The sequence below is a fragment of the Kribbella qitaiheensis genome (assembly GCF_042657745.1).
Taxonomy (GTDB): domain Bacteria; phylum Actinomycetota; class Actinomycetes; order Propionibacteriales; family Kribbellaceae; genus Kribbella; species Kribbella qitaiheensis.
Window position 1 is genome coordinate 21,670 of record NZ_JBHSKE010000009.1, and the last position, 12,421, is coordinate 34,090.

Consider the following 12,421-nt stretch of genomic DNA (forward strand, 5'->3'; position numbering starts at 1 on the left):
TCAGGCCCGGACCGGCCGCAGTACCTTGCCTGGATTGAGCAGATTCCCCGGGTCGAAGACCTCTTTGATCTTGCGTTGCAGGCCGAGCCCGACCGGGCCGAGCTCCTGTTCCAGCCACTGAGCCTTGAGCGTGCCGATGCCGTGCTCGCCGGTGATGGTGCCGCCCAGCGAGAGCCCGAGCTCCATCACCGCGCCGAAGGCCTCCAACGCCCGCGCCTCGGCCGCCTGATCGTCGCGGTCGAACACGACGGTGGGATGCATGTTCCCGTCACCTACATGCCCAGGGCAACAGATCAGTACGTCGTACTTCGTGCCGATGGCGGCGATCCCGTCGAGCAACGCGACGAGCTTGCTCCGCGGCACCGCGACGTCGTCCACCAACGTCACCCCGAGGGGCTCCAGCGCCGGATTCACCAGCCGCCGGGCCTCCAGCAACATCCGCGACTCCTCGGCATCAGACGCCTCGGCAACCTCCACCGCGCCAAAAGATGTACAAATGCGAGCGATCGCGGCAACATCCTCAGCGGCCCGCGGACCGCGGTCCGACTGGGCGATCAGCAACGAGCCGACATCCGCCGGCAACCCCATGTCGCGGTAGTCCTGGATCGCCCGGGCCGTCGGCCCGTCCAGGAACTCCAACAGCGAAGGACGCAGCCCTGAAGCCATGATCGCAGCCGCGGCCGCGATCCCGTCCTCGATCGACATGAACGTGGCCGCCGCGGTCAGTGCCGCCTCGGGCTCAGGACGCAGCGCAAGAGTCGCCTCGGTGACAACACCGAGCGTCCCCTCCGAGCCGACGATCAACGAAGTCAGGTCGTACCCCGCGACACCCTTCACCGTCCGCCGCCCGGTCCGCACAACCTCACCGGAGGCGAGCACGACCTCGAGACCGCGGATGAAGTCACCAGTCACGCCGTACTTCACGCAGCACAACCCGCCTGCGTTGGTCGCGATGTTGCCGCCGATCGTCGACATCTCCCACGACGACGGATCCGGCGGGTAGAACAACCCCTGGGCCAGAACGGCTCGCGAGAGTTCGGAGTTCACCACTCCCGGCTGCACCACGGCGACTTGGTCCTCGACCGAGATCTCCAGGATCTTGTTCAGCCGAGCGGTCGACAGCAGCAGGCACCCGTCGAGCGCATTCGCCGCTCCAGACAACCCGGTCCGCGCGCCCTGCGTGACCACCGGTACGCCGTACTCCCCCGCGGCCCGCAGTACCTCCTGGACCTCCGAGGTGGACGAGGGCCGCACCAGCAGCCGCGGTACTCCCGCCGAGCAAAAGGTCGCGTGGTCGTTGCGATGGCTGTCCAGTACGTCGGGATCGGTGACGACAGCCTTCTCTCCCAGAGAAGAGCGCAGCCGCGCGATCAGCGGGTCGGAGGTCACTCCTCCTCCTGTTCGGCGAGCAGCCGGAGGATCAGCTCGGCCCGGCGAACCCGTTCCCGCCCGAGCGCCTCGGCCGTCGCGGCCAGATGTGCACCGACCGGGTAGATGTTCGGGGAGTTCCGTAAACCCATCTTCAGGTAAACCGGCGCCGCCACGCGCACCACATCAGGTACGTCGTAGAACCGCACGTGACCACCCTGGTCGTCCGGCACCTCGATGTACATGTCGATCGGTACCGTCGTCACGGCCCGGATCTCGGCCAGCACACCGATCGGCAGGTCGGTCGACACATTCAGGCTGGTCGCGCCGAGCCGCTCGTACAGTGCCGCGGTCGATGCGTTGGGCAACGGCATCAGTACGGATGTCTTCAGCACCAGGTCGGTCGGCAGCTCGCCTTCCTTCTTCAGCAGACCGAGCAGTTCCAGCACACCGAGATCGCCGACCAGCAGACTGCGAACGCCGAGCTCGACCGCGCGGTACGCGTCACACAGCGAGGCGGCGACCATCTCGTTGCCGCGAGCAACTCCGCCGACGGCCGCAGAGACCTTGGCCTGGCCGCCGATGTCCCAGGCGCCGCGCGGTCCGAGGAAGAGGCAGACCTCGACATCGTGGTCGGCGCCGAGGGTGAGCATCTCGTCGATCTCGCCGTCGGTCAGCATCATCACGCCGCTGCCCTGCGAGACCCGGTGGACGGTGACGCCGCGCGCCGACGCCTCGTCGAGCACGGTTCGCATCACCGCGGGTCCCTCGCAGCTCGGAATCTCCACCTTGTACTGCGCTCCGTCGCCGAACCGCCGCGTCGAGGCGAAGTCCGGCGCCGGCGTGGCCAGGCCCCGGTCGGCGAGCAGTGCACGGGCTTCCCGCAGGTTCATCGTTCTCCCCAGCTCGTCAGCGATCCCGTCGCGTCGGTCAGGTCCCGGGCGGTCCCGGCGATCTCCAGATCGAATCGGTCCGCCGCCTCGGTCAGTAGCGCCGGCGTCACCATCAGCTCGTTCGGCGACAGCGTGTCCCGAATCCGGGCCAACCGCAACGATGACCAGTCCCGCCGCCCACTCATGGTCACCGCGGCCAATACTGCGGCCGCGTCGTCCTCCATCACCATCGGCAGCCGGGACCTTCGTGCTCCCCCGGCTCCCGAGGTCAGCGCGTTCACATAACTCGTGCGGAGGTCGATCTGCTCGAGCAGACGCGCCGGCATCACATCTGCCAGGCCCAGGCCGGACGCGTTCCCATGCGACGCCTCCGACAACCGATGCACGGTCACCGTCGCGATGGAAGGCGACTCGAACTCGGGGATCCCGTGCACCCAGCACCGCCCGAGCACGTTCGTATCCATCCCGGCGCCCGACTTGTCCTTGCCCATCTCGTCCACGACCAGGACGTCGAGGGAGTCGAACGGCAACCGCGCCATCAGGCTCCCGGCCCGCTGCAGCAACACGGTCTCCGCCGCTCGACCGATGCCCTCGGCAACCACAAGTTCGACGGCAGCGGTCTTCTCGTGTGCGTTCTCCAGGATCGCCAGACCACCAAGAACCTTGCCGGCGTCAACGATCATCCGGGCAGCCGCCTCGATGGATGTGCCCAGTAACGGAATCCCACCGGCATGCAGCGCAGCGGCGCCCTGACGATTGCCGAGCCCGATCGCCAGGATCTTGGCGAGCCCGCTCTCCACCGGCCCATGGAAGTCGGTGTGGGGCTTCACCCGATTGACCAGCAGCACTCCATCAGCCTTGGCCACCACAGCATCGTGGTGAACAGGAGTGCCGTCCGGCAAAGTGCCCACGACAACCGTCTCCATGGTCGCCTCGATCGGGCACCCCACCGATTCAGGTGTCACGCCGAGACCGGCCAGCATCTCCCGCTGTCCCTCGGCGGTCGCTCCAGCGTGCGACCCCATCGCCGGTACGACGAACGGCTCCGCGCCGACCGAGCGGAGCCAGTCGACAGCCGCGCGCACGACCACCACCAGATCGTGGATCCCGCGACTCCCGGCCGTCACCGCGATCCGGGCACCTGGAGCCACCGAACCAGCCAGTGGAGCCAGGGCTGCCTGCGCAGCGGCGTACGGATCGTGCTCGGTGGGGACGTCCGGCAGCAGCCGGCGGATCGTGGTGACCTGCGGGATGACACCGTCAGGACGCAACCCGCGGATCGCCTCGAAAGGACCCCAGGCCCCGGTCCCGGCGGACGGGTCAGCCGGTCCGCCGGACATCAGTGGCTCTGCCGGCCGACGGCCGACCCGGTGCGTCCTACCAGGAAGTCGAGATCGCAGCCCTGGTTGGCTTGGGTGACGTGGTCGACGTAGAGCCGCGCCCAGCCGCGATCGGTCGGTGCCGACGGCGCCTGCCAGTCGGCCCGCCGCTTGGCCAACTCCTCCTCGGACACGTCCAGGTGCAGCGTCCGCGCCGGCACGTCGAGCTCGATCCAGTCACCGGTACGAACCAGTGCCAGCGGACCACCGACAGCCGCCTCGGGCGCGACATGCAGCACCACGGTCCCGTACGCCGTACCGCTCATCCGCGCGTCGGAGATGCGCACCATGTCGTCCACACCCTGCTCGGCGAGCTTGCGCGGGATCGTCAGGTTGCCGACCTCGGGCATGCCCGGATAGCCGCGCGGCCCCGCGTTCTGGAGCACGAGAACGGTGTCCTCGTCAACGTCGAGATCCGGGTCGTCGACGGCCTTGTCGTACTCCTCGATGCTGCTGAACACCAGCGCCTTGCCGCGATGCTGCAAAAACCTCTCGGACGCCGCGGACTGCTTGACCACGGCACCGTCCGGAGCCAGATTCCCCTTCAGTACTGCGGTTCCCGCGCCGCTACCGAGGGGGTTGCCCACGGCCCGGATCACGTCCGTGTCGACAGTCCGTTCGGAGTTGGCGACATTCTCGCCAATGCTCTTGCCGGTCACGGTGATCGCGTCGGCCTTCAGCAGCGGCAGGATCTCCCGCATCACGGCAGGCAGCCCGCCCGCGTAGTAGAAGTCCTCCATCAGGTACTTCCCGGACGGCTGCAGGTCGACCAGCCACGGCACGCCGCGAGCCCACTCGTCCATGTCGTCCAGAGTCAGGTCCACGCCCACCCGGCCCGCGATCGCGAGCAGGTGGATCACCGCGTTGGTAGAACCGCCGATCGCCGCGTTCGCCCGTACTGCGTTCGCGAACGCGTCCCGGGTGAGGATGTCGCTCGGCTTGAGGTCTTCCTCGACCATCTGCACGATCCGCTGGCCGGCCTGCTGCGCGATCGCATAGCGCCGGGAGTCCACCGCGGGGATCGCCGCCGAACCGGTCAGCTGCAGCCCGAGCGCCTCGGCCATGCAGGCCATCGTGGACGCCGTGCCCATGGTCATGCAGTGACCGTTGCTGCGGGACATGCCGGACTCGGCCGCGGCGTAGTCCTCCTGGGTCATCCGCCCGGCGTTGACGTCCTGGGTGAACCGCCACACCGCCGTACCGGAGCCGATGTCGCAGCCGCGGAACTTGCCGTTCAGCATCGGACCGCCGGTCACCACGAGCGTCGGCAGGTCGACCGACGCCGCGCCCATGATCGAGCCCGGCGTCGTCTTGTCGCAGCCGGTCAGCAGGATCGCGCCGTCGATCGGGTTGCCGCGCAGCGACTCCTCGACGTCCATGCTCAGCAGGTTGCGGAACAGCATCGCGGTCGGCCGCAGCATCGTCTCGCCGAGCGACATCACCGGGAACTCCAGCGGGAATCCACCGGCCTGCCAGACACCCCGCTTGACGGACTCCGCGAGCCGGCGCAGGTGCGCGTTGCACGGCGTCAACTCGGACCACGTGTTGCAGATGCCGATCACCGGACGGCCGTCGAACACCTCGTCCGAGAAGCCCTGCGCGCGCATCCAGGACCGGTGGATGAAGCCGTTCCGGTCCTTCTCGCCGAACCAGTGGTCGAAGCTCCGCCGGCCGATGTGCCCCTCAGGGCGGCCAGGGGCGTCGCCGGCGACCCGCCCGGTCTTCTCCGGGGTCGGCTCGCCCGTCGGGTCGTTGGTCAGCTCGTCGGCCTCGGAGCCGACGGTCTGGTTGGGATCGTTGGTGGGGGGAAGGTCAGTCATCGAGTTACCTCCGCGGTCGTCACTTCGCCGTTCACCCGGCGGCTGATCCCAGCCGGATTAGCGTCCTGCAGTACTGCGGGCAGCACCGTGTCCGGGGTGTCCTGATAGGCCACGGGCCGCTGGAACCGGCGTGCGGCGGTCACGCCGACGCTGGTGTGGATCGATCCGACGGTCGAGGGGAACGGGCCACCGTGGTGCTGCGCCCACGACACGGCGACACCCGTCGGCCAGCCGTTCCACAGCACTCGCCCGGCGCGCTCCGTCAGCAGTGGAAGCAGCTTGCGCGCCAGTTCGGCGTCGGCGGCCTCCTCAGCGTGCAGGGTCGCGGTCAGGTTGCCTTCGAAGGCCTCGACCGCGCTGACCAACTCGTCCTCGGAGGCGTACTCCACCAGGATGGAGACCGGACCGAAGCACTCCTCGAGGATCTCGTCGCGCCGCTCCAGGAGTTCGCCGACAGTGGTCTGCAGCAGGGTCGCTCCACCGGATGCGATCACCCGGATACCCTCGACCTTCTGCAGCCGGTCGAGTCCGGATGAGAAGCCTTCGGCGATCCGGTCGTTGAGCATCTTCCCCTCGGCGACTCCACCCACAGCCTCGGCCAGGGTGTCCTGGAGCCCGTGGCCGACGGGCAAGAAGAGCAACCCGGGCTTGGTGCAGAACTGGCCGACGCCCAGCGTGAACGACCCGACGTACCCGGTGGCAATGTCGTTGCCGCGAGCATCGATCGCCGCCTGGGTGACGAAGACCGGGTTAAGGCTGCCGAGTTCGCCGTAGAAGGGGATCGGCTCGGGGCGGGTGACGGCGATCTCGTGGAGCGCCTTGCCCGCCGGCACCGATCCGGTGAACCCAGCCGCGGTGATGCGCGGGTCCTTCAGTGCGGTGACGCCGACGTCGTAGCCCTGGACCAGACCCAGGGTGCCCGCTGGTGCGCCCGCTGCCCGCAGCGCCTCGATCATCACCTCGGCCGTCTTCACCGACAGCTCCGGGTGACCCGGGTGCGCCTTGACGATCACCGGGCAGCCGGCCGCCAGCGCGGACGCGGTATCACCGCCGCAGACGCTGAACGCGAACGGGAAGTTGCTGGCGGCGAACACCAGTGCCGGCCCAAGCGGAACCAGGACGCGGCGGAGGTCCGGTCGCGGTACCGGCTTGGCGTTGGGGTCGGAGGTGTCGATGACGACCTCGAGCAGCGAACCCTCCTCGAGCACGTCCGCGAACATCCGGAGCTGGCCGCTGCTGCGGGCCACCTCGCCCCGCAGCCGCGCCTCCGGCAGGAACGACTCGCGCATCGCGATCGGTACCAGCTCGTCCGCGGCCGCGTCGAGCGCATCGGCGACGGCACGGATCCAGCCCGCCCGGACGGCGGGCTCCGACGCGGCCAGCGGCTTGGCGGCCTCCGTCGCGTCGGCGAGAGCCTGCTCGAGCTCGGCGGGGGTGGTGTCCGGAATCATCGCGTCTCCTCCAAGGTCTGGGCGGCCAGGTAGGCGAACGGCTCCCGGCCGACTGCCACCGTATTCGTCAGCGTGCCGACCTCGCTGATCGAGATCTCGACCACGTCACCGGCCCGCAGCGCGAAGTCCAGCTCGGGCACGATGCCCGTGCCGGTCGCGAGGATGACGCCGTCGGGGAACTCGTTCGGCACGAACAGCACGTCCACCAGGTCGTGCAGCTCGCGGACCAGTTGCTTCGTCGAGGTGGTGCCGGTGAAGACCTCGGCGCCGTCCCGGCGGATCACCAGGTCGATGGTGAGGTTCTTCGGGTCGGCGACCTCCCAGGCCGGCCGGATCCCGGTCGCCAGCGCGCAACCGCCCGCGAACACCTTCGCCTGCGGGATGTAGAGCGGGTTCTCGCCCTCGATCGAGCGGGAGCTGACGTCGTTGCAGATGGTGAACCCGACGATCTCGCCGCGGCTGTTCGCGACCACCGCCAGCTCGGGCTCCGGTACGTCGTGCCTGGAGTCGTGGCGGATCCCGATCGCCTCGCCGTCCGTGACGAGCCGCCAGGCCGGTGACTTCGGGAACAGCTCGGGCCGCGGCGCGGAGTACACGCGGTCGTAGACGGACTGCTCGGTGCTCTCCTCCATCCGCGCGCCACGGGAGCGCTCGTAGGTGACACCCGCGCACCAGACCTCGCCGAGTCCGTCGAGCGGCGGGAGCAGCTTCACGTCGGCCACCGCCACCTCGTCGCCGGTCTTGCCGACCGCCGTGCGCAGCTCGTCGGCGGTCAGGCGCAGGAGCTCCGCCATCCCGGCGACCCCATCGACCGGCGCCACTGTGTCACCGCTGAGGACGCCGGCCTGGGGCCGTTGTCCTGGGAGCTGGTACCGGACCAAGTGCATCGGGTGTCCACCTTTCACTTTTGAAGCTCTGCAGGGGCGTTGGGGTCACATGGAGGTGCCGAGCAGACCGCGAGTGATCTGGAAGCCGACATTGCCGGAAGCAACCGCCCTCGGCACGTGCCGGCGGCTGGCAACATCCGCAATGGCCTCCAGTCCGACCTGCGCCTGCTCCCGTGGGTTGCCCGAGGCAACGGCATCCAGATCGTCCCCGTACTTCGCCACCGTCTCAGGGTCGTTGCTGAACTCCACCACCGGGACGAACCGCTGCGCCGACAAGGTGCCACCGGCAACATGCGCGAGCACCTGCTGAACGCCACCGGCGCCGAACCCGGTCGCCGTCTCCATCCAGTCGGTACCGGGCATCCGCATCACGTGCCACCCCGGTACTGCGAACCGCTGGCCGTGCGCGATCGTCGGCTCAACCGCGGCGGGAGAGCCGAAGGCGGCGTACCGGAATCCTTCGTCGGTGAGGAGGGCGCCGCGCGAAGAGAGCACGACCGAGCCGCCCGCGCCGACGATCTCGCGGCCGATCAATGCCATCGCCTCGGCTGTCTCGGAGGTCAACGTGCCGCGGGCTTCGAGGGCCACGGTCAGCTCGCCGACCGTCCCGCGGACCTCTTCCGGCGACGGCAGGTTGAAGCTGCCGAACCAGTCCCGCACCCGGACGGTGACTGCGTCGAGACCGCCATCGGCCTGGATGCTCGCCCAGCCGAAGCGGGACGGATCGGCGCCGGCCTCGACCAGGCGGGACCGGAAGTAGTCGTTGTGCGTCTTCTCGCAGCCGTGCTCGAGCAGCAGCGCCATTCGCGTGTTCGGGTGCAGCAGGTAGCCGAGCATCGTGCGCGCGAAGGTCTCCTCGGAGGCGCCGCCGCTGGAACCGCAGCCCTCGGTGTGCGGGAGCGCGACCATCCGGCTCACCGCGTCGCCCGCCCACCGGTCGGCCTCGGCCTGGGCTGCGAGCCGGAGGGCGATCTGGCCGGAGCAGAGGCTCGTCGGGAGGATCAGCCCGACCTGCTCGGGAGCCCGCCGGCCGTCCGCCGCCAGCAGTGTGACCGGAAAGCCAGTGGTGCTGGAGGTTCCGGTGGTAGTTGGGGTTTCGACCTCCAGCGGCAAGCCGGGCAGAGGTGCGTCGCGGTCCTCGGCGGGGAGGTCGGCGAGGCTGCGGCTGGTGCGGCCGTCGGTGGTGATGGAGATGCCTTCGCGCGGTCCGCTCTGCCGCCAGTTCCGCCAGATCGACACCTGGCTGTGGCCGGCGCGTTCGCCCGCGCTCGGCTCACCCGACGCCACGCGCACGGTGAGGTCGAAGGTCTCACCCGTCAGGTCATCCATCGGCGTACCGGTCAGGTAGCGGCCGGCGTCCACGTCCATCTCGGCGTGCAGCAACTCGTACCTCGTCGTGGTGGTGACGAACTTGATCGTCGGCACGAACGGGAAGTTGGTGATGGACCCGTTGCCGGTGGTGAAGAAGATCAGGTTGCAGCCGCTCGCGACCTGGCCCGCGACGGACTCCAGGTCGTTGCCCGGGCTGTCCATGAAGACGAACCCGTGGCCGGGCATCGGTTCGGCGTAGTCGATCACGTGGTCGAGCCGGACATCGCGGTCGAGCTTTCGCGCGGCGCCGACCGACTTGAGCACGATGTTGTACAGACCCCGGTAGACGTTGCCCCCGGACGGATTCCCCTCGGCGGTGTGCCCGTGCCAGCCGACGCGTTCCTTGAACGACTGCACCGTCTTGAGGAATCTCCTTGCCGTCGGCAAGTCCCGGACGTTCTCGAGAACGTAGCCCTCGGCACCGATCAACTCATCGGTCTCAGCCAGTACTGCGATGCCCCCGTGTCGGATCACCTCGCGCGCGACGGCTCCCGACAACGGGTTCGCGCTGACGCCGGAGAATGCGTCGGAACCACCACACTGCAGGCCGATCCACAGATCAGCGAGAGGCACCTCCTCGCGACGCTGCGCCGCGACGACCGGCAACCACGGCTCGACCAGTCGCCCAGCCGCGGTGAGGTCCGCCTCGAAGCCGCCGTGCCGGGTGAAGAACGCGTGCGGCACGCGGATCGGCGGATAGCCCTTCTCCGCCATGAAGTCCTTGATCGCCTGGCCGGAGACGAGTTCGTCCTCGGTGTCGACGATCAGTACGGCTCCGACGTTCGGGTTCAGCGCGAAGCCGGCCAGCGTGGCCAGGAGCACGTGCAGGTTGTTCGGAGTACCGCTCTCGCCACCCTCGGTATGGGCCACCGGTACGACGCCGTCGAACCCCTCGGCTCCATCGAACCGACGAGCCAACTCCGTCACGAACCCGCTGCTCAGCGAACTCGTCGCCAGTAGTACGACGTGGTTGCGGGTGCCAGCTGGTCCTTGCTCGCGGGGATAACCGAGGAAGGTGCCGGGCTGCTCGATCGAGGTGACCTGTTGGCCGAGGTTCAGGGCGGACTCGTCGAACTCGTAGGGGTCGAGTGGCTCGTTGCGGGCGCTGGGCTCCTGCGGAAGACCCTCTACCCCTCGGGCGGACACGGCGGCCAGGCTGGTCGGAGTACAGACGTAGTCGCCTTTGTCGAGGTCGCGGAGGGCTCGGGCGAAGGGGGTGTGCCAGGAGAGCAGCGGTTCGCCGATGGCGACCGGGCGAGCCACGAACCGGTGGCCTTCGAGCACGGTGTGCGGCAGCGTCACCGCAGTACCGTCGAAGTCGATCACGGTGCCGGCTTCGAGGCGGCGCGAGGAGATGGCGACGTTGTCCCCCGGCTCGGGTAGCACGCCGATCTCGTCGAACCTGAGCATCGTTTTCTACGCCTCCGGGTAGCTGGCGGACCTGGAATCGTGCATGATGCATGATTACAGTGCCACCCTGCCGAACAACACGGCTGGGGTCAAGGCCGTGACCAGTCCCCGGAGGATGGGCCTCGATGACTGAGACAGTGGAGCCGCGCGACCGCCGCCTGCTGCGGCGGCAGATGCTCGCCGACGACGTGTACGAGGCGATCAAGACGATGCTGATGGACCACGTCGTCCGGCCGGGCGCGCGGATCTCGATCGACGGGCTGGCGCGCGAGTTCCAGGTGTCGTCGACACCGGTCCGCGAGGCGCTCGCGCGGCTGGAGTCGGAGGGGCTGGCGGACAAGGAGCCGCTCAAGGGCTACCGGGCGACGCCGCTGTTGAGCCGGGAAGAGTTCGACGATCTGTACCGGTTCCGGCTGCTGCTCGAGCCCTGGGCGGCCCGGCGGGCCGCAGAGCTGATCGATGACGAGGGCCGGGAACGGCTGTCCGCCGAGCTCTCGACGGCGGTGGAACCGACCTCGGTGGACTACGCCGGCTACAAGTCACTCACCGCGCACGACAACCGCTTCCACTCGCTGATCGCCGGGTTGTCAGGCAGCGAACAGGTCCGCCTCGCCTTCCAGCGCACCCACTGCCACCTCCACATCTTCCGCCTCCACTTCGACCGAGACATCGGCCCAGAAGTCCTGGTAGAACACCGCCAGATAGTCGAAGCCATCACCTCCGGCACCCCCACCACCGCCGAAGCCGCCATGACCCAACACATCGAGAACTCGATGTCGGTAAGACTCCGCCGAATCTACGACTAGGTACTGCTGCCCCGTGGGGTCCGGCGTACCCACGGACAGGAAGTACATCCCGCCGCGGCCGTCCCCCCGCCTCACCCACGGCGCGGCGGGCCGGAGTACAGGCAGTACGTCCTGTCGGTCCGTACGCCGACGTCAGCTGAACCGGTGCGACAACGCTCGGCGGACTGTGGCCACCACCCATTCCGGGTCGGAGATCACCTGCTGGTAGGTGAACCTCAGCACGAGCCATCCCGCGGCCACCAGTTCGTCGTACCGGCGGCAGTCGACCGCGAAGTCACTGCTCGATCCATGGAATTGGTATCCGTCGGCCTCCAGAGCGATCCGAGCCACGCCGTGGCCGAGGTCTACCTGAGCACGGAAGCGCCCATCTTCCACCAAGTACTGCGGAACGAATCCCTCGATGCCAGCGGTGATCAGCAACGCCCGGAGCATCGACTCGAGGAAGCTGTCCACGGCGCCGGTCGCGGTTGCGGCGACCCGACGGGCATTCGTCCGCCCAGGTCCACGCATCGCGTCGGTCGCCGCGACCAACTGGCGGTGGTGCATCAACCCACTCGCCAAGGCGGCGTCGGCCACCGCGAGCGTCTCGCCGTACGGCAGGATCCGCGCGCAGTCGGCCACCGTCCGGACCATTGAGGTCAGCCGACTCGGCCGGTCGCCGGGATCGATCGGCGCCCAGTGCAGCACAGCAGGCGGCCCTCGCCGCGGACGGCGCTTTGTCGGGACTGTGATGTGCGGCTTCGGCGGAGGGGAAAGCAGCGGCAGATCCCAGGCGACCGCCGCACTCAGGTGCGAGACGACTCCGTCGTACGCCAAGGCTGTCCGGCGATCACGGTCATCGCCGGGAAGGACGTAGATCCCGCGGGCCAGGCGCTCCACCTGCCCCGCCTTGACCCCTTGCGCGAGCGCTCGGCGCGAGGTCGCCTCGACCAGCTCGGCGAAGGTGGCGTTGCCGCGATTGCGGGCCACCACCTTGGGCACGGATTCCATCCGCACAAGCCTGCCGGAGAACGGCCGGTCGCCTCTGGAGTTGTCC

General features: G+C 68.8%; 9 protein-coding genes. 1 reads left to right on the forward strand and 8 read right to left on the reverse strand.

Annotated elements, in window-relative coordinates:
* Genes ACFPJ1_RS10020 through ACFPJ1_RS10050 form a run of 7 tightly spaced genes read right to left on the reverse strand, consistent with a single transcriptional unit; the run spans nt 1 to nt 10,579 of the window.
* Nucleotides 1-1,389 carry an FAD-binding oxidoreductase gene (locus ACFPJ1_RS10020; RefSeq protein WP_380103178.1) on the reverse strand — a complete coding sequence of 463 codons (1,389 nt, stop codon included), beginning with the start codon at nt 1,387-1,389 and terminating at the stop codon, nt 1-3.
* A complete protein-coding gene (locus tag ACFPJ1_RS10025) occupies nt 1,386-2,261 on the reverse strand; it encodes a hypothetical protein (protein WP_380103180.1) in 876 nt (291 codons plus the stop codon). Before ACFPJ1_RS10025 ends, ACFPJ1_RS10020 begins: the two co-directional genes overlap by 4 nt.
* Nucleotides 2,258-3,601, reverse strand: a complete 1,344-nt coding sequence (locus ACFPJ1_RS10030) for a nickel pincer cofactor-dependent isomerase, group 22 (RefSeq protein ID WP_380103181.1) — start codon at nt 3,599-3,601, stop codon at nt 2,258-2,260. The genes ACFPJ1_RS10025 and ACFPJ1_RS10030 overlap by 4 nt, the downstream gene beginning before the upstream one ends.
* A complete protein-coding gene (locus ACFPJ1_RS10035; protein WP_380103183.1) occupies nt 3,601-5,460 on the reverse strand; it encodes an IlvD/Edd family dehydratase in 1,860 nt (619 codons plus the stop codon). Before ACFPJ1_RS10035 ends, ACFPJ1_RS10030 begins: the two co-directional genes overlap by 1 nt.
* Nucleotides 5,457-6,911 carry an aldehyde dehydrogenase (NADP(+)) gene (locus tag ACFPJ1_RS10040; RefSeq protein WP_380103184.1) on the reverse strand — a complete coding sequence of 485 codons (1,455 nt, stop codon included), beginning with the start codon at nt 6,909-6,911 and terminating at the stop codon, nt 5,457-5,459. The genes ACFPJ1_RS10035 and ACFPJ1_RS10040 overlap by 4 nt, the downstream gene beginning before the upstream one ends.
* Nucleotides 6,908-7,798, reverse strand: a complete 891-nt coding sequence (locus ACFPJ1_RS10045) for a fumarylacetoacetate hydrolase family protein (protein ID WP_380103185.1) — start codon at nt 7,796-7,798, stop codon at nt 6,908-6,910. Before ACFPJ1_RS10045 ends, ACFPJ1_RS10040 begins: the two co-directional genes overlap by 4 nt.
* A gap of 45 nt (nt 7,799-7,843) precedes the next feature.
* A complete protein-coding gene (locus ACFPJ1_RS10050) occupies nt 7,844-10,579 on the reverse strand; it encodes a UxaA family hydrolase (protein ID WP_380103186.1) in 2,736 nt (911 codons plus the stop codon).
* A 125-nt stretch (nt 10,580-10,704) separates the two neighbouring features.
* Here ACFPJ1_RS10050 and ACFPJ1_RS10055 point away from each other — a divergent pair, with 125 nt between their 5' ends.
* Entirely contained in the window at nt 10,705-11,385 is a 681-nt protein-coding gene (locus tag ACFPJ1_RS10055; protein ID WP_380103187.1) for a GntR family transcriptional regulator, read from the forward strand.
* A gap of 132 nt (nt 11,386-11,517) precedes the next feature.
* On the opposite strand, the gene ACFPJ1_RS10060 is transcribed toward ACFPJ1_RS10055, so the two are convergent.
* A complete protein-coding gene (locus ACFPJ1_RS10060) occupies nt 11,518-12,375 on the reverse strand; it encodes a DUF559 domain-containing protein (protein ID WP_380103188.1) in 858 nt (285 codons plus the stop codon).
* Nucleotides 12,376-12,421 lie beyond the last annotated feature (46 nt).

Coding starts and splice junctions, on each gene's coding strand:
- ACFPJ1_RS10025 (WP_380103180.1), bottom strand. CDS start 2,261: ATGAACCTGCGGGAAGCCCGTGCACTGCTCGCCGACCGGGGCCTGGCC.
- ACFPJ1_RS10050 (WP_380103186.1), bottom strand. CDS start 10,579: ATGCTCAGGTTCGACGAGATCGGCGTGCTACCCGAGCCGGGGGACAAC.
- ACFPJ1_RS10040 (WP_380103184.1), bottom strand. CDS start 6,911: ATGATTCCGGACACCACCCCCGCCGAGCTCGAGCAGGCTCTCGCCGAC.
- ACFPJ1_RS10045 (WP_380103185.1), bottom strand. CDS start 7,798: ATGCACTTGGTCCGGTACCAGCTCCCAGGACAACGGCCCCAGGCCGGC.
- ACFPJ1_RS10055 (WP_380103187.1), top strand. CDS start 10,705: ATGACTGAGACAGTGGAGCCGCGCGACCGCCGCCTGCTGCGGCGGCAG.
- ACFPJ1_RS10035 (WP_380103183.1), bottom strand. CDS start 5,460: ATGACTGACCTTCCCCCCACCAACGATCCCAACCAGACCGTCGGCTCC.
- ACFPJ1_RS10030 (WP_380103181.1), bottom strand. CDS start 3,601: ATGTCCGGCGGACCGGCTGACCCGTCCGCCGGGACCGGGGCCTGGGGT.
- ACFPJ1_RS10060 (WP_380103188.1), bottom strand. CDS start 12,375: ATGGAATCCGTGCCCAAGGTGGTGGCCCGCAATCGCGGCAACGCCACC.